The following is a 15,979-nucleotide window of genomic DNA, read 5'->3' as shown; positions in this document are numbered from 1 at the left end:
GGGGTGATCAGTTGCGGGCCTGGGCGCGCAGCGTCCCGGCGGCGAGACCGAGCAGGCGTTCGGCGGTGGCGAGGGCCATGTCGGCGAGCACCGGATGGTCGAGCTCGGGGTCCGCGTTGGCGTAGGAGCCGAGGCCGTCGACGGTCACCAGGATCTGCACGGTGACGCCCAGCGGGTCGTCGGCCGTGAACGCGCCGGCCCGCACCCCCTCCTCGATCAGCTCGGTCAGCGCGGTCCGGGTCGCGGCCTCCTGGGCGCTCACCGCGGCCCGCAGGCCCGGCTTGAACCGGCTGAGGTGGCGTGCGTTGAGCCAGAGCCGGCCGAGGTCCAGGCAGTCGTCGCCCGTGAGGCGGACGAGGAAGCGGGCGAGCCGCCGCAGGGGCGGCAGCGCGCGCTCGGCGGCGGGCAGCAGGGAGTCGCGCTCATGGCCGGCCGCGTGGGCGAACGCCTCGCTGACGAGGTCGTCGGCCGGGAAGTAGTGCCCGATGAGGCCGGGCCGGACGCCCAGCTCGTCCGCGACGCGGCGCAGCGTGATGCGCTCCAGCGACTCCTCCAGGCCGATCCGGGCGGCGGTCCGCAGGATTTCCGCGCGCCGTTCGCCCGGCGGCTTCCTGGCGTGCGCCGGAGCCGCGGTGGTGACCTGTGCCGAGTTGGTCGAGCGAACCCTTGACGTCATGGGATCCACGTTATTGGATGTGCGACCAATAGCGTGTTGGTCAGATGGCCAATAACGGCGATGGTGCCGTAGGCCCTGAGAGGACCCGATGACGACGACGAACGACACCGCCGCCGCGCCGCCCGCCGAAGAGGTTGGGCAGGAGCGCGCGGGGCGGGAGAACGGCCGGATGGAGACCCGGGGCATCGAGCTGGTGCCCGGCGACGAGCGCACCGGCCGGCCCCACCGGCTCTTCGCCGTCTGGGCCGCGCCGAACGTGAGCTATCTGAGCTTCGTCGTCGGCGCCACCATGATCCTCATGGGCCTGAGCCTCCCGCAGGCCGTCGGCGTGATCCTCGCCGGGAACCTGCTCTGGATCTGCACCGGCATCGTCGCCGCGAGCGGCCCGGTCGCGGGCACCAGCGGCTCGGTGATCTCCCGCGCCATGTACGGCGTGGTCGGCAACAAGTTCGTCCTCGTGCTCACCGGCTGGCTGATCGCCGCCGCCTACCTCGCCCTGAACTGGTCCGCGGCCTCCGTCGCCGCCATCGGCCTTGCCGACCGTTTCGGGCTGCCGCGGAACAGCGCCGTCGACGCGGCGATCATCATCGCCATCGCGGCCTGCACGGTCCTGATCGCGATCTTCGGCTACGCGCTGATCGTCCGGCTCTACACCGCGCTCAGCGTCCTGCTCACCGTCGTCTTCGTCGTGGTCACCGGCTACGTGCTCGCCGAGGCCGACTTCTCCTACGCGCCGGCCGAGCCCCTCAAGGGCGCCGCGCTCGCCGCGACGCTCGGCGTGGCCTTCACGATCATCGCCTCCACGCCGCTGTCGTACGGCAACAGCCCCGACCTCGCCCGCTACCTGCCCCGCGACTCCAGCCCCGTCGCGGTCGCCGGCTGGACCGCCTTCGGCGCGTACCTGCCCAGCGTCGTCTTCACCACCGTGGGCGCGCTCGCCGCCACCAGCCTCGACATGACGGACCCCGAGGGCGCGCTGGAGAGCATCCTGCCCGGCTGGTTCATCCCCGTCTTCGTCATCGCCGTCGTCGTCAACACCATGACCAACAACGGCATGACCGCCTACAGCGCCGGCCTCGCCATCCAGTCCGTCGGCGTCCGCCTCGCCCGCATCCCCGCCGTGCTCATCATCGGCGTCCTCGGCACCGCCATGACCCTCTACGCGATCCTCGTCTTCGACTTCCTGACCAGCGTCAACACGATGCTGCAGCTCGTCGTCGCGGTCACCGGCCCGGCCATGGCCGTCGCCGTCACCGACCTGATCCTGCGCCGCAACCGCTACCAGGGCGCCGACCTGCTCGAACAGCGTCGCGGCGGCCCCTTCTGGTACCGGGGCGGCGTCCACTGGGCCGGGATCCTCGCCCTCGTCGTCGGCGGCCTCACCTCCGCGTCGTGGGTCAGCACCACCTTCTGGACCGGCCCGGTCGCGACCGTTCTCGGCGGCGTCGACCTCGCGATCCCCTCCGGGATGATCGTCGCCGCCGCCGTCTACTGGGCCGCGACCCGCGCCCTGCGCTCCATCCCGCGCGCCTGAGCGCACCCCCGCCGAGCATCCGTACGACGAGCCGAAGGAACACCGTGCACGCCGATGTCATCGTGCAAGCCCAGCACGTCCAGCCCCTGACCGACGAACCCACCGCCCCGGCCGACAGCGTTGCCGTCACCGGCGGCCGGATCGTCGCCGTAGGCCGGGCCGCTGACCTCGAACCGCTGCGCGGGCCCGACACCGCCGTGCACGTCTTCCCCGGCGCCACGATCCTGCCAGGTCTCGTCGACGTGCACGCCCACCCCGTCTGGGGCTCGATCTCCATCGGCAGCGGGGTCGACCTGCGCGGCGCCGACAGCCTCGACGAGATCTGCGCCCGTCTCGACAAGGCCGCCGCCGGTCAGGAGACCGAGGACTGGATCCTCGGCTACGACCTGAACGTCAACGCCTTCGACGGCGACCCGGCCGGCGACTTCCTCGCCGACCGCTTCCCCGGCACCCCGGTCTCCCTCATGACCGCCGACGCGCACGCCCTCGTCCTCAGCCCGCGCGCCGTCGAGGTCTGCGGCCTCACCGGCACGGAGACCTTCACCGACGCCTCCAGCGTCGAGACCGGCCCCGACGGCCGCCCGACCGGATACGTCGTCGAACTCCAGGCCATGGACCTCGTCTTCGCCCACCACCCCGAGATCCCCGTCCCCACCGCCGCCGGACACGTCAGCGACGAACTGGAGCGGCTCGCGGCCGCCGGACTCACCGGCCTGCACGCCCTCGACTTCACCGACCCCTCCGAGGACGTCTACCGGCACATCGAGGAGCACGGCGACCTGCCGCTGCGCATCCGCTGCTCGCCGCTCGTCCCCGCCGACTCCGCGCCCGAGGTCTGGCAGGAGATCGCCGACCTCCAGGGCCGCCGCGGCCGCCGCTGGCACGTCGAGGGCGCCAAGTTCATGCTCGACGGCACCGCCGACAACGGCACCGCCTGGTTCGACCACCCCGACATCCACGGGGAGAACCGCGAACCGCTCTGGCGCGACGTGGAGGCGTACCGGACCGCCGTGCACTTCTTCACCGAGCGCGGGATCCCCACCGCCACCCACGCCATCGGGGACCAGGCCGTGCGCTTCGCCCTCGACGTCCTCGAGGAGGCCGGGCCCGCCGGACGCGCCCCGCACCGCATCGAGCACATCGAGTCCCTGCCCGACGACCTCCTCGACCGGTTCGCCGAGCTCGGCGTCGTCGCCAGCCTCCAGCCCGTGCACGGCACCCGGCACACCCGCGCCGACGCCACCGACAACTGGTCGACACGGATCGGCCCCGAGCGCGCGGCCCGCGGCTGGCGTACCCGTGACCTCCTGGACCACGGCGCCGTCGTCGCGCTCGGCTCCGACTGGCCCATCGGACCCGGCGACCCCCGCGTCGCCCTCGCCGACTGCCAGCTGCGCCGGCCCGTGGAGGAACCCGGCAAGGCGCCGGTCCAGCCCGAGCAGGCCGTCACCGCCCGCGAGGCCTACCTCGGCATGACCGTCGCCGCCGCCCACACCGCGGGCACCGCCGACGAGACCGGCCGCATCGCGCCCGGCTTCCGCGCGGACCTCACCGTCTTCGCCGCCGACCCGCTGGACCTCACGCCCGAGGACCAGCCCGGCAACGCGGTCCTCGCGACCGTCGTCGACGGCGTCGTCCAGCGCCACTCCTGACGGCCCCCGGCCGTACCCACCCCCGCACCCGCACCACCTCGAAAGGCCCCTCGTGACCGCGACCCCGATTCCCCGCCCCGAACACCGCCGCCACATCGTCGCGGCCGCGGCCGACCCGTACGAGCGCGGCGTCACCCGGGGCGAGCAGCTGCGCGACGCCGTCCCCGCCGCGATCGAGGTCTACGACCGGCTCTTCGCGCTCGGCGAGGTCCCCCTGGAGCAGGTCCGCGCCGACGCCGAGCGCGCCCTCGACGTCATCGGCGAATTCCGGCCGGGCGCCCGCGCCCAGATCGAGGGCATCGCCGCCGGCAGCGGCGCCGACCTCTGGCGGATCGCCGCGCTCAACGCCCGCACCGAGATCCTGGCCCGCAGCGTCGGCGTCACCCCCGGCGAGTGCACCACCCTGGTCCGCAGGCCCACGCCCGAGACCCCGCACCCCTTCGGCGTCCAGACCTGGGACTGGCACGTCGAGCTGAACGCCATGTGGCACACCGTCGAGTCGCGCGGCGGCCGGTACGACTACGCGGGCCTCACCGAGGACGGCATCCTCGGCAAGATCGGCGTCAACAGCGCGGGCCTCGCCCTGCACTTCAACATCCTCGGCCACGTCCGCGACGGCGTCGGCGGCATCCCCATGCACGTCCTCGCCGCGATCGTCCTGGAGGAGGCGGGCAGCGTCGCCGAGGCCGTCGACCTCGTACGCTCCGCCCCGATCACCTCGTCGGGCTCGTTCACGCTCTTCGACGAGCAGGACGCGACGCTCCTCGACCTCAGCCCGGCCGGTGTCTTCGCCGTCGGTCACGAGGAGGACACCTTCATCCGCACCAACCACTTCCTCACCGCCCGGCTCACCGCCGACGAGAAGTCGTGGCTGTACCAGCCGGACTCGGGAGAGCGCCGGGACTTCGTCAAGGCCCGCCTCGGTGACGGCCGGACCGTGCGCACCAGTGACGACCTCGCGGCCGTCCTCGTCACCGGCGCCGGCGAGCCCGCCGTGACCTGCCTGCCCGATCTCGACAAGCCGCTCGGCCAGCGCTGGGGCAGCCTCGCCACGGTCGCCCTCGACCCGGTGACCCGCACCGCCCGCGTCCTGGACGGCACCCCCGCCGACCTCGGCAGCCGCGACTGGCGGGTGCTGGACGCGACCGCCGTCTGACGGACGGACGACGGCCGCGCCCCGGGCCCCCTCGCTCAGATCCTCGTGGCGAGGGGCACCGTCACCTGCTTCAGCCAGGTGCCGGACGCGAAGTCACGGGCCTTGACGACGACTCGGTCCCGGTACACCTCCACCTGGAGGCCCTGGTTGAAGGCGCCGGGCACCGTGTTCTCGCCGCCCTGCCCGTTGTCCGTGAACCCGGTCTGCACGGCGCCCGTGTTGACCACCGAGAAGCCCTCCAGGTTCGCCGTGCCGGGCACCACCCGGCGCACGTACCAGTCGGACAGGCCCAGGTCCCAGTGCGTGTGACCGCTGAACAGGAACACGTCCCGGTACCGGCCGAGGAGGCCGAGCAGGCGGTCGGCCTGGAGGTAGTCGCTCAGGTAGAGCTTGTTGCGGGTCCCCGAGACCGTGTTCGGCAGCGGGTGGTGGGTGATCACCATGACCGGCTTGCGCCGCCCCGCCCAGTACCGCAGCCGCTCCTCCAGCCACTGGAACTGCGCCTCGCTCAGCCACACCTCGTCCCACAGCTTCGGGTCGTGGTAGTGCATGTACCGCTCCGTGCCGATGGTCAGCACGGGTATCCCGCCGAACGTCGTCTCCGCGTAGACCCGCCCGCGCTCCGCGAACGTGTAGAAGGAGCGGAAGAGGGAGTCCTCCGTCGTCCCGTTCGGCCAGGTGGCCTGCGCGAGCGTCTGCGGGTCCGCCCACTTCGGCACGTAGAACTCGTGGTTGCCGATCGCCCACGCGATCTCGCGCGGCCGCGGCTCACGCGCGAGGACCTTCCGGACCTCGGCGTACTCGGCGTCGTACCCGCGGGGCGTGATGTCCCCGGCCACCGCGAGCCCCGAACCGTGCGGGTTCGTCGCCCGGATGTCCCGCAGCGCGACCGCCAGGTCGCCGAGGTCGCCCTGGATGTCGCTGATGACGTCGAACGTGGTCACCGGCCTGCCTCCGTTCTGCGCCCCGGACGGAGCCGCCGCCTCGGCGGGCAGCGAGGTCAGGCCGCCGAGTGTGACGGCTCCGGCCGTCGCGGTGATGAGGGATCTGCGTCGCACGATCGTGGGTTCCTTCCCCATACGGTGCCGGACACCCCCACGGCGCACGGCACTTCGGACCAGACCCGTTATCTTTACGCGACCGAAGGGGCGGGGGAATGAACAGCGCGGGACGATCCGTGGGACCGCCCCGCGCGTTTCGGCCACCCGTCAGCGCAGCTTGTTCACCGCGGTCACCGTCGTCTTCTTGAACGCGGCCACGGGCGCGTCCCGGAAACCGCCCATCTGACCCCAGCGCACCACGGTGACGATCCGCCCGTCCCGGCCGACCGAGAACAGGTTGATGTCCGTCGCGCCCCACGTGGTCCGCGTGTTCACCCCGTAGACCACGGCGCCTTCCTCCACCGGAAGCTTCCCGTAGTACTTCTGGCGGGCCGTCACGTCCGGGTACTCGGCCATGACGTCCTTCGCGCAGCTGTCCAGATGCTTGCGGAGCAGCGCCGCGAAGGCCTTCGCGTGCTGGGCGTCCCGCTCGACGACCGTCACCTGGAGCGCGGTGGTGTCCAGGTCCGTGTAGTAGGCGCGGTGCACGGAGGTCGACGGCAGGGCGTCGCCCACGCACATCGGCAGCGGGTCGGGCTGCCCGGCCGTCACCGGGCCCGCGTACCAGGCCGACGACGGGTGCGGCGGCAGCTGGGACGGGGACAGGAAGCGCGGGGTGCCCGCCGCGCCCGCCGGTGCGGCCAGCGCCCCGATCGCGGCGACGGCCACCGCCGCCGCGATCGCCGCCGTGCCTCGGTGTACTCGTACGTTCATCGTCGTTCCCCCATGTCGGTCGGCCTGCCGGGTGGCCCGGACCGTACGGCACGCCGGCCCGGGCGAGGGGCGACACGGCGGCGCGCTCACCCGCCCGCCGTCTCCCGCCCTCGCCCCGTACGACCCGCGGGGCCACGCGGCAGTTGCCCCCTTTGTGTCACGGCTTCGTCACTGCCCGGTTCGTCACCGGGCGGGCGCGCCTCAGCGCAGATCGAGCCGCATCACGATCCGGGGCAGCCCGACGAGCTTCGACTTCGTCCCGGCCGCGAACGTGAACCCGGCCCGCTCGAAGTTCCGCCGCATCCCCACGTATGCCATCGTCGTGTCGACCCGCGTCTCCCCGTTGTCCAGCGGATACGCCTCGATCGCCGGCGCGCCCCGCTCCCGCGCGTAGGCGACCGCGCCCTCGATCAGCGCGTGCGAGACCCCCTTCTTCCGGTGCCCCGGCCGCACCCGCAGACACCACAGCGACCACACCGGCAGCTTGTCCACGTGCGGGATCACACGACTGCGCGCGTACGAGGTCTGCGCGCGGGGCGCCACCGCCGCCCAGCCCACCGGCACGTCCCCGTCGTACGCGAACACCCCCGGCGCCGGCTCCGCGTACGCCCCGCGCTCCCGGCCCTTCAGCGTGTGGTCCACCTTCGGGCGCGTCACCCCGTCATGCGGCCCGCCACGAGGCCGCCGGACCGGCATTGTCAGTGGTGGGAGGCAGGATGGAGGGCATGACGACGACTTCTGCCGTTCCTTTCGCGCTGCCCGACGCCGCCGCCTACGCCCAGGCCGTGGCGGACGCCCGGCGTGCCTCCGCCGCGTACTACGAGGGCGGCACCTCCACGCTCGACGACGACGCGTACGACCGGCTCGTGCGGGCCATCACCGTGTACGAGACGGAGCACCCGGACGAGGTCCTCGCCGACTCTCCCTCGGGCAAGGTCGCGGGCGGCGCGGTCGAGGGCGACGTCCCGCACACCGTCCCGATGCTGAGCCTGGACAACGTGTTCTCGGACGAGGAGTTCACCACCTGGTCGGCCTCCCTGGAGCGCAGGATCGGCCGCGAGGTCGCGAGCTGGAACGTGCAGCCCAAGCTGGACGGCCTCGCCATCGCCGCCCGCTACGAGGAGGGGCGCCTCGTCCGCCTCGTCACCCGCGGCGACGGCACCGCCGGCGAGGACGTCTCGCACGCCGTCGGCACGATCGAGGGCCTGCCCGCCGAGCTCACCGAGCCCGTCACCCTCGAGGTGCGCGGCGAAGTCCTCATGACCACCGCCCAGTTCGAGTACGCCAACGAGGTCCGCACCGAGCACGGCGGCGACCCCTTCGCGAACCCGCGCAACGCGGCGGCGGGCACCCTGCGCGCCAAGGACCGGGCCTACACGGTCCCGATGACCTTCTTCGGCTACGGACTGCTCCCGCTGCCCGGCACCGACGAGACCCTCACCGGGCAGCTCGCCGAGGAGGCGCACGGCGCGCTCATGGACCGCACGGCCGCGCTCGGGATCAACACCCCGGCGAGTACGGACGTGCCGGGTGTCGTCCTCACCTCCGTCGAGCAGGTCCTGGAGCGCGTCAAGGCGATCGCCGAACTCCGCGCCGACCTGCCCTTCGGCATCGACGGCATCGTCGTCAAGGCCGACCTCGCCGCCGACCAGGCCACGGCGGGCTCCGGCACCCGTGCCCCGCGCTGGGCCGTCGCCTTCAAGCTCCCGGCCGTCGAGAAGATCACTCAGCTCCTGGCTGTGGAGTGGAACGTGGGGCGCACCGGCATCATCGCCCCGCGCGCCGTCCTGGAGCCCGTCGAGCTCGACGGCTCCACCGTCACGTACGCCACGCTGCACAACCCCGCCGACATCACCCGCCGCGGACTGCGCCTCGGCGACCAGGTCATGGTCTACAAGGCGGGAGACATCATCCCGAGGATCGAGGCGCCCGTCGCCCATCTGCGGACCGGCGAGGAGCAGGAGATCGTCTTCCCGACCGAGTGCCCGCAGTGCGGCTCCGGCATCGACACGAGCGAGCAGCGCTGGCGCTGCGAGCGCGGCCGCAACTGCCACGTGGTCGCCTCGATCAGCTACGCGGCGGGCCGCGACCAGCTCGACATCGAGGGCCTCGGCCAGACCCGCGTCGTCCAGCTCGTGGAGGCGGGCCTCGTCGAGAGCCTGCCCGACCTGTTCGACCGGCTGACCCGTGAGCAGCTCCTCGGCCTGGAGCGCATGGGCGAGACCAGCACCGACAACCTGATGACGGCGCTGGAGCGGGCCAAGGCCCAGCCTCTGTCGCGTGTCCTGTGCGCCCTCGGCGTGCGCGGCACCGGCCGCTCCATGTCCCGCCGCATCGCCCGCTACTTCGCGACGATGGAGAACATCCGGGCGGCCGACGCGGAGGCCATGCAGCGGGTCGACGGGATCGGCGCCGAGAAGGCCCCGGTCATCGTCGCCGAACTGGCGGAGCTGGCCGCGCAGATCGACCGGCTCGCCGCGGCGGGCCTGAGCATGACCGAGCCCGGCGCCACCCCGCCGCCCGCCGAGGGCACCGAGGAGACGGACGGCGCCGCCACGGACGACGCGGGCCCCCTCGCCGGCATGAAGGTCGTCGTCACCGGAGCCATGACCGGCCCCCTGGAGAAGCTCTCCCGCAACCAGATGAACGAGCTGATCGAGCGCGCCGGCGGCAAGTCCTCGGGCAGCGTCTCGAAGAACACGAGCCTGGTTGTCGCCGGTGAGGGCGCCGGATCCAAGCGCGCCAAGGCCGAGGACCTCGGCATCCGCCTGGCCACCCCGGACGAGTTCGCCGAGATGGTGTCCGCCCTGCTGGACTGAAGGCGCCGGGCGGTGGCGCGGGTTCCGCTTCTCGATGCCTGAGCGAGCGGGGCCGGAGCGATCAGGAATCGAGAAGCGCCCCCGCCCCGCCCCGCCTACCGTTACGGCCATGGACATCACCATTCACACCACGGCCCTTCCGCACGAAGACCCGGACGCCTCCGTCGCGTTCTACCGGGACTCCCTCGGCTTCGAGGTCCGCAGCGACGTCGGCGAGGGGAAGATGCGCTGGATCACGGTCGGCCCCGTCGACCAGCCCGGCACCTCCATCCTCCTCGCGCCGCCCGCCGCCGACCCCGGCATCACCGAGGACGAGCGCCGCACCATCCAGGAGATGATGGCCAAGGGCACCTACGGCTGGATCCTCCTCGCCACCCGCAACCTCGACGAGACCTTCGAGAAGGTGCAGGCCACCGATGCGGAGGTCGTCCAGGAGCCCGTCGACCAGCCCTACGGCATCCGCGACTGCGCCTTCCGCGACCCCGCCGGCAACCTCGTCCGCATCCAAGAGCTGCGCTGACGCACCGGCACAGGAGGGGGCTTCGCATGTGCCGTCCAGGATGGGCCCGCGCCCGCACCGCGGCGTGGCGGCTCGAACGGTTCGCCCGGATGCGCCGGGTCCGCGACCGCATCGACCGGGAGTACGCACGACCGCTCGACGTCGAGGCGCTGGCCCGCGCCGCGGACCTGCCGCCGCGCGAACTGACCCGGCAGTTCCGGCTCGCCTACGGGACGTCCCCGTACGCGTATCTGGGCGCCCGGCGCGTGGAGCGCGCGACGGTGCTGCTGCACCGCACCGACGTGTCCGCGGCCGAGCTGCACCGGCTCGTCGGCGCGCCGACCCGCGGCGTGTTCGACCGCTGGGTCCGCGCCCGGAGCACCGTCTGACCAGCACGACTTCTGTCATATCCGCACCTGTATCCAGCACCACGGCTCACAAGGGGACGACGTCATGGCCACCACGAAGAAGACCGGCACGGCGGACACGGAGCAGGGCTTCACCGACGACGAGCGCGCCGCGATGAAGGAGCGTGCCAAGGAGGTCAAGGCCGGCCGGAAGCGGGCCACCAAGGCGGACCCCGAGGCCGACGTCCTCGCGAAGATCGCCGAGATGGACGACGCCGACCGGGTGCTCGCCGAGCGGATCCACGTCCTGGTCAAGGAGAACGCCCCGGACCTCGCGCCGAAGACCTGGTACGGCATGCCCGCCTACGCGCGGGCCGGAAAGGTCGTCTGCTTCTTCCAGTCGGCGCAGAAGTTCAAGTCCCGTTACGCCACGCTCGGCTTCAGCGACGAGGCCCGGCTCGACGAGGGCGCCATGTGGGCCTCCGCGTTCGCCCTCACCGAGCTCACCCCGGAGGTCGAGGCACGCGTCGCGGACCTCGTGAAGCGCGCCGCGGGCTGAGCCGGGGCAGGGCGGGCTACCGCAGCCGGACGACGGTGAAGCCGCCGTCGCGCGCGGCGGCGAGCGCGATCTCGGCGAACATCCCGCCCGCCGTGGTCGTGTAGCGCTCGCCCCCGGCGGTCCGGGCCCGCCGTCCGGGGCCCGCGTCCCGGACGTGCCGGGCCAGTTCCGCCGCGGCGGGCGCGGTCAGCGCCTGCGACAGCGCGCGCGACCCGTCGGGCAGGCGCACGGCCGCCCGATGCGGCCGGGACGGCGGCCCCACGTACCCGACGACCTCCACCTCGACCGAGCCCCGGGCGCCGCCGCGCACCGTCACCCAGATCCGCCCGGCGCGGTACGGATCGCAGGCCCGCTTGGCGACGACCCCGTCGACACCCTGCGCGGCGAGCCCCTCCAGCCACACCCCGGCGACCTCCGGATCGTCCGTCGCGGGGACGGGCTGCAGCGGCGGCGGCACGTCGTGCAGCAGATCGAGCAGCACGGCCCGCCGCTCGGCGTACGGGCGCCCGCGCAGATCCTCGCCGCCCAGGGCCAGACAGTCCGACACCGCGTAGGAGGCCGGACGTTCGGCGGCGAGGGCGACGGCCCCGCGCGGCGCGGCGGCCGCACGGGCCCGCGCCGCCGCGAGATCGAGCCGCCCGCCCCTCCACACCACGGCCTCGCCGTCCAGGACGGTGCCGGCCGGCAGCGCGGCTCGGGCCGCCGCCGCGAGATCGGGCCACGCGGTGGTCACGGTCCGGCCGGAGCGGGACTGGCAGCGCACGGCCCGCGCGGACCGGTGCACCACGAGCCGCTCGCCCTCGAACGCGGGCTCGTACCACCAGCCGGGCCCCACGGGCAGCTCGTCGGCGGTCTCGCTGAGGGCGACGGCCACGGGATACTCCACGCCTCCAGCCTCGGCGGACCCCGCCGGGAGCGCGCGACGGCGTACTCCGACCGGCCGCGTTGTCAGTGCCGGATGCGAGGCTCGACACCATGGACGAGCAGGAATTCATGCGGGGCCGGGTGTACGGGGCCGACCACGAGGACGCGAGCCCGCAGCCGGGCCGGGTCTACGCGGAGCTGGTGGGCGGCCCGCTGGACGGACTGCTGCTCGACGTGACGCTCCCGCCGGGCCAGGAGCTGCCCGGGGAGGTGGCGCTGCCCACGGAGCTCGGCGCGTACGGTGCGGGCGGCCGGGCCCTGTACGCGGTGGCGGGACCGGGGCGCTTCCGGTGGAAGGGGGACATGCCGTGACGGGGGCCGGCGTCGGCGCAGCCAGGTCCGTTCGTCGATCAGGACGGTCGGCGTGGAGAGAAAGACATCCGGGGTGACGGGCCCGTAGGCGACGTTGTAGGTGTCGAGCCAGTAGGTCCAGCCGCGGATGCCGAGGGCGCTGCTGTAGCGGTGGTTGAGGTGGCAGCGGACCCACTGGCCCGGCCGGAGGCGGACCGCGGGCGGGCGTCGTCGGCGGCTGTACAGGCCGACCGACGGCAGGCGCGGCTGGACCCGCAACCGGCCGTCCTCGACGCCGAGTCGGAGGTCGAGGGTGCCCCGCTCCTCCACGGTGTCGTACGGCGTGAAGCCGTCGCTCTCGTCCATCCGGACCACGTGGGCGCCGGACAGGGGCCCGGCCGGCAGCGCGAAGCCGACCGGTGCCGCGTTCCTGCGGGTCGCCGCCGCGCCGCCGCGGGACTCCTTCGTCCAGACGGTGTGCACCCACTGGACGGTGATCTGGTCGTGCATGACGGCATCATGCCCGCCGCGGCGCCCTCACGGCGAGCGCTCCAAGGGCGGGGCGGCCGTGCGGAAGCGGGCGGCCAGGCCTCCGGCGCGGAGCAGCTTGTGGATCGCCGGCTGGTGGAAGAGCAGGCGCAGTTCGCCGGAGCGCTCGCGGACCCGGCGTTCGGCCCGCACGAGCAGGCGCAGGCCGGAGCAGTCCATGAACTCCACGTCGGTCAGGTCGATCAGGACGCGCGGCACGGTGGCCCGGGTGGCCTCGTCGAGGCGGGCCTGGATCTCGGGAGCGGTGGCGATGTCCACCTCGCCGCGGATCCGCACGACGGTGAGGCCGTCGCGGACGTCGCGGGAGACTTGGGCGTGGGGGCAGGCCGTGCAGAGGTGGAACAGGGAGGTCATCGGCATCCCTCGGAGGACGGGGCCCCGTCTGCCCGAGGCCGTCGCTGAGCAGCGCCCAGGAGGGCGCTGCTGGTCGGCGGGGGCAGGGGCGACCGTCGTCCACGGTAGAAGGAGCCGCGTCAAGCGAAACGTGCCTGCACCGCGCGGCTCTCCTGAGTGGGTGACAAGACGACCGTCAGTTCGGATGTGCGAGAGCTCAGGTCCGGGGGATCAGCGCGTGCGCCGCGGCCTTCGCCTCGGACAGGGCACTCGCGGCGTCGGCGCCCCGCAGCCCCAGCACCACGCGGGTGCTCAACCCGTCCAGCAGCGCCAGCAGTTGACCCGCCGCGGCGTTCTGGTCGTGCTCGGCGAAGCGGCCCTGGCCGACGCCCCGGGCGAGCAGTGCCGTCAGGTCGTCGTGCCAGCCCGCGTCCAGCTCGTCCTGGGCCTCGCGGAGCGAGGCGTCGCCGGGCGTACGGGCCCACAGCTCGATCCACAGCATCCACCGCGGATCACGCGGACCGCGCGGCAGGTACAGCTCCATGAACTGCTCCAGCTTGCGCCCGGCCGGGACACGGCGGGCCAGCAGCGCGCGGCGCTCGTCCGCGAGGCGGCCCTCGCTGTAGCGCAGCGCCTCCAGGAAGATCCGGTCCTTGCTGCCGAAGTAGTACAGGATGTGCCCGCCGCTCATCCCGAGCCGGCGGCCCAGCGCGGCCATGGTCAGCTCCGCGAGCCCGTGCTCGGCGACCGTGGCCATGACCTCCTCGAGGATCCGCTCCGCAGAGGGCCGCCCGCCGCGCTCCCGCACCACCACCGCCACCACACACCCCTCCGCTCGCCGTGCCCCGAGCCTATCCGCCGCGGTCGGTGCGGCTGGAATCGCGTGGCCCGGGGGCTTGACGTGACGCGGCTCCACCCCGCATCTTGAATGCCGTTCGAAAAACTTGAACGGCATTCTAAAAGCGGCAGTCTCCAAGGAGTGACCTCATGACCCGGACCGGTATCGACGGCCAGGCGGACCGCGCCGCCGACCTGCTGCTGCGCGGCGCGCGGATTCACACCGTCGACGCCGCTCTGCCCGAGGCGCAGGCCATGGCCGTGCGGGACGGGCGGATCGTCTGGATCGGGGAGGACGGCGACGCCGCTGCCTGGGCCGGGCCGGACACGCGGGTGATCGACGCCGGGGGGCGGCTCGTCCTGCCCGGGTTCATCGACGCCCACAACCACGTCCGCCTCGGCTCCGACGCCGCCTGCGTCCAGCTCGCCGGCGCCGACACCCTCGACGAGGTCCACGCGCGCATCCGCGCCTGGCACACCGTCCACCCGGACGCCGAGTGGATCGAGGCCGAGGCCTTCGACTACTCGGCGCTCGGCGGCGGCCGCATGCCCACCGCCGCCGACCTCGACCCCGTCACCGGCGACACCCCCGCCTTCGTCCTCAGCTACGACGTCCACACCGCCTGGCTCAACACCGCCGCCCTGCACCGCCTCGGCGTCACCCGCGACCGCACGCACCTCCCGTTCGGCGAGGCCCAGACCGACCCGGAGACCGGCGAACCCACCGGGTTCATCAAGAACTTCGCCATCCAGGGCCTGTCCCGCGAGGGCCACCGCGCGCTGCGCGAACTCGGCGTCCCCTGGGCCTCGGCCGAGCGCCAGTACGGCCGCCTCGCCAAGTCCCTCGACGACGCGATCGGCCACGGCATCACCACCGTCGTCGAACCGCAGAACTCCCTCGACGACCTCGCCCTGTTCGAGCGCGCCCGCGCCGAGGGCCGGCTCCGCTCCCGCCTGGTCGCCGCCCTGTTCCACCCGCGCGGCACCACCGACGCCGACCTCGACGAGTTCGCCGACGCGGCCCGCCGGTACGCCGACGACCGGCTGCGCGTCGGCCCCCTCAAGCTCTACATCGACGACGTCGTCGAGCCCCGTACCGCCGCCCTCCTGGAGCCGTACGCGGGCTGCCGGCACCACCGCGGCGACACGTTCTACCCGCCGGAGGAGTTCGCCGGGCTCCTCGCGAAGCTCGACGCGCGCGGCTTCCAGTGCTTCGTGCACGCCACCGGCGACCGCGGCATCCGCGTCGTCCTCGACGCCTTCGAACACGCCCGTCAGGCCAACGGCGTCCGCGACTCCCGCCACCAGGTGGTCCACGTCGAATGCCTCGACCCCGCCGACACCGCCCGCTTCGCCGCCCTCGGTGTCGTCGCCTGCATGCAGCCCCGCCACTGCGCCCCCGAGGTCGCGGGCCCCGGCAAGGACTGGGCCGACAACGTGGGCGCCGACCGCTGGCACAAGGCCTGGCCGATGCGCAGCCTCCACGAGGCCGGCGCCGTACTCGCCTTCTCCAGCGACTGGAACGTCGCCGAGATGGACCCGATGGTCGGCATCTACACCGCCGTCACCCGCCGCCCGCTCGGCGGGGGAGAGCCCTGGCGCCCCGAGGAGACCGTCGACGTCGCCACGGCGATCCACGGCTACACGATGGGATCCGCGTACGCCAACTTCCTCGAGGACGACCGCGGTTCGCTCACCGTCGGCAAGGCCGCCGACTTCGTGATCCTCTCGCGCGACATCCTGGACGCCGCCCCCGAGGACATCCCGGGCACCGTGCCCGAGCTCGTCGTCGTCGGCGGCGAGGAGGTCCACCGCCACGAGGGCACCGACCTCGGCTGAACATGTCCGCCCGCCCCCCCGGCCACCTGTCCGGGGCGGGCGCGCGTGCGTTTCGCGCCAATCACCTGTCCGACGCGCCCGGAGTTCCGCAACGGTGCGCCGCACGCCCCTGAAGTGCGCAAAGGTACGGGGAGCAGCGCCGCAGCCCGC

16 protein-coding genes are annotated in these 15,979 nt (G+C 73.5%); 9 read left to right on the top strand and 7 right to left on the bottom strand.

Annotation, left to right across the window (positions count from 1 at the left end; genetic code table 11):
• Positions 1–7 precede the first annotated feature (7 nt).
• The gene (locus ACIBTU_RS19250) at positions 8–676 is read right to left on the bottom strand and encodes a TetR/AcrR family transcriptional regulator (RefSeq protein WP_399127460.1); all 669 of its coding nucleotides are present in this window, start codon (positions 674–676) and stop codon (positions 8–10) included.
• Positions 677–764: 88 nt separating this feature from the next.
• Between ACIBTU_RS19250 and ACIBTU_RS19245 the strand changes: the two genes are divergently transcribed.
• The 3 genes from ACIBTU_RS19245 to ACIBTU_RS19235 are packed head-to-tail and all read left to right on the top strand — an operon-like array spanning position 765 to position 5,018.
• Complete coding sequence (locus ACIBTU_RS19245; RefSeq protein ID WP_399127459.1) at positions 765–2,210, top strand: purine-cytosine permease family protein; 1,446 nt, start codon at positions 765–767, stop codon at positions 2,208–2,210.
• A 44-nt stretch (positions 2,211–2,254) separates the two neighbouring features.
• The gene (locus ACIBTU_RS19240; RefSeq protein WP_399127458.1) at positions 2,255–3,862 is read left to right on the top strand and encodes an amidohydrolase; all 1,608 of its coding nucleotides are present in this window, start codon (positions 2,255–2,257) and stop codon (positions 3,860–3,862) included.
• A gap of 52 nt (positions 3,863–3,914) precedes the next feature.
• Positions 3,915–5,018 (top strand): C45 family autoproteolytic acyltransferase/hydolase, encoded by a 1,104-nt coding sequence (locus ACIBTU_RS19235; protein WP_399127457.1) that lies wholly within the window; start codon positions 3,915–3,917, stop codon positions 5,016–5,018.
• Positions 5,019–5,053: 35 nt separating this feature from the next.
• Here ACIBTU_RS19235 and ACIBTU_RS19230 read toward each other — a convergent pair whose 3' ends face one another.
• The 3 genes from ACIBTU_RS19230 to ACIBTU_RS19220 all read right to left on the bottom strand — a co-directional run bounded on the left by ACIBTU_RS19230 (position 5,054) and on the right by ACIBTU_RS19220 (position 7,489).
• Positions 5,054–6,076: a metallophosphoesterase family protein gene (locus tag ACIBTU_RS19230; protein WP_399127456.1), complete on the bottom strand. Its 1,023-nt coding sequence runs from the start codon at positions 6,074–6,076 to the stop codon at positions 5,054–5,056.
• A gap of 150 nt (positions 6,077–6,226) precedes the next feature.
• Entirely contained in the window at positions 6,227–6,832 is a 606-nt protein-coding gene (locus ACIBTU_RS19225; RefSeq protein WP_399127455.1) for a hypothetical protein, read from the bottom strand.
• A gap of 201 nt (positions 6,833–7,033) precedes the next feature.
• Positions 7,034–7,489 carry a GNAT family N-acetyltransferase gene (locus tag ACIBTU_RS19220; protein ID WP_399127454.1) on the bottom strand — a complete coding sequence of 152 codons (456 nt, stop codon included), beginning with the start codon at positions 7,487–7,489 and terminating at the stop codon, positions 7,034–7,036.
• A gap of 68 nt (positions 7,490–7,557) precedes the next feature.
• Between ACIBTU_RS19220 and ligA the strand changes: the two genes are divergently transcribed.
• The 4 genes from ligA to ACIBTU_RS19200 all read left to right on the top strand — a co-directional run bounded on the left by ligA (position 7,558) and on the right by ACIBTU_RS19200 (position 11,056).
• Positions 7,558–9,651 carry an NAD-dependent DNA ligase LigA gene (gene ligA, locus ACIBTU_RS19215; protein ID WP_399127453.1) on the top strand — a complete coding sequence of 698 codons (2,094 nt, stop codon included), beginning with the start codon at positions 7,558–7,560 and terminating at the stop codon, positions 9,649–9,651.
• 109 nt (positions 9,652–9,760) lie between these two features.
• Entirely contained in the window at positions 9,761–10,171 is a 411-nt protein-coding gene (locus tag ACIBTU_RS19210; RefSeq protein ID WP_399127452.1) for a VOC family protein, read from the top strand.
• A gap of 26 nt (positions 10,172–10,197) precedes the next feature.
• Entirely contained in the window at positions 10,198–10,539 is a 342-nt protein-coding gene (locus ACIBTU_RS19205) for a helix-turn-helix domain-containing protein (protein WP_399127451.1), read from the top strand.
• A gap of 64 nt (positions 10,540–10,603) precedes the next feature.
• Complete coding sequence (locus ACIBTU_RS19200) at positions 10,604–11,056, top strand: iron chaperone (RefSeq protein ID WP_399127450.1); 453 nt, start codon at positions 10,604–10,606, stop codon at positions 11,054–11,056.
• A 16-nt stretch (positions 11,057–11,072) separates the two neighbouring features.
• Here the strand turns inward: ACIBTU_RS19200 and ACIBTU_RS19195 are convergent, their stop codons facing one another.
• A complete protein-coding gene (locus ACIBTU_RS19195) occupies positions 11,073–11,942 on the bottom strand; it encodes a hypothetical protein (protein WP_399127449.1) in 870 nt (289 codons plus the stop codon).
• An 89-nt stretch (positions 11,943–12,031) separates the two neighbouring features.
• On the opposite strand from ACIBTU_RS19195, the gene ACIBTU_RS19190 reads away from it, so the two are divergent.
• Positions 12,032–12,292 (top strand): hypothetical protein, encoded by a 261-nt coding sequence (locus ACIBTU_RS19190; protein ID WP_399127448.1) that lies wholly within the window; start codon positions 12,032–12,034, stop codon positions 12,290–12,292.
• Positions 12,293–12,808: 516 nt separating this feature from the next.
• On the opposite strand, the gene ACIBTU_RS19185 is transcribed toward ACIBTU_RS19190, so the two are convergent.
• Positions 12,809–13,174, bottom strand: coding sequence for an anti-sigma factor antagonist (locus ACIBTU_RS19185; RefSeq protein WP_399127447.1), 366 nt, complete (start codon positions 13,172–13,174; stop codon positions 12,809–12,811).
• Between the two features lie 196 nt (positions 13,175–13,370).
• Entirely contained in the window at positions 13,371–13,976 is a 606-nt protein-coding gene (locus ACIBTU_RS19180) for a TetR family transcriptional regulator C-terminal domain-containing protein (RefSeq protein ID WP_399127446.1), read from the bottom strand.
• Positions 13,977–14,140: 164 nt separating this feature from the next.
• On the opposite strand from ACIBTU_RS19180, the gene ACIBTU_RS19175 reads away from it, so the two are divergent.
• Complete coding sequence (locus tag ACIBTU_RS19175) at positions 14,141–15,829, top strand: amidohydrolase (RefSeq protein WP_399127445.1); 1,689 nt, start codon at positions 14,141–14,143, stop codon at positions 15,827–15,829.
• Positions 15,830–15,979: the final 150 nt, after the last annotated feature.

Source organism: Streptomyces sp. NPDC050145, from assembly GCF_044460245.1.
GTDB lineage: Bacteria > Actinomycetota > Actinomycetes > Streptomycetales > Streptomycetaceae > Streptomyces.
Note: the sequence above shows the minus strand (reverse complement) of the source record. Positions and strands in the feature narration are given on the sequence as shown.

Coding starts and splice junctions, on each gene's coding strand:
- ACIBTU_RS19210 (WP_399127452.1), top strand. CDS start 9,761: ATGGACATCACCATTCACACCACGGCCCTTCCGCACGAAGACCCGGAC.
- ACIBTU_RS19205 (WP_399127451.1), top strand. CDS start 10,198: ATGTGCCGTCCAGGATGGGCCCGCGCCCGCACCGCGGCGTGGCGGCTC.
- ACIBTU_RS19245 (WP_399127459.1), top strand. CDS start 765: ATGACGACGACGAACGACACCGCCGCCGCGCCGCCCGCCGAAGAGGTT.
- ACIBTU_RS19175 (WP_399127445.1), top strand. CDS start 14,141: ATGACCCGGACCGGTATCGACGGCCAGGCGGACCGCGCCGCCGACCTG.
- ligA (WP_399127453.1), top strand. CDS start 7,558: ATGACGACGACTTCTGCCGTTCCTTTCGCGCTGCCCGACGCCGCCGCC.
- ACIBTU_RS19185 (WP_399127447.1), bottom strand. CDS start 13,174: ATGACCTCCCTGTTCCACCTCTGCACGGCCTGCCCCCACGCCCAAGTC.
- ACIBTU_RS19190 (WP_399127448.1), top strand. CDS start 12,032: ATGGACGAGCAGGAATTCATGCGGGGCCGGGTGTACGGGGCCGACCAC.
- ACIBTU_RS19225 (WP_399127455.1), bottom strand. CDS start 6,832: ATGAACGTACGAGTACACCGAGGCACGGCGGCGATCGCGGCGGCGGTG.
- ACIBTU_RS19200 (WP_399127450.1), top strand. CDS start 10,604: ATGGCCACCACGAAGAAGACCGGCACGGCGGACACGGAGCAGGGCTTC.
- ACIBTU_RS19250 (WP_399127460.1), bottom strand. CDS start 676: ATGACGTCAAGGGTTCGCTCGACCAACTCGGCACAGGTCACCACCGCG.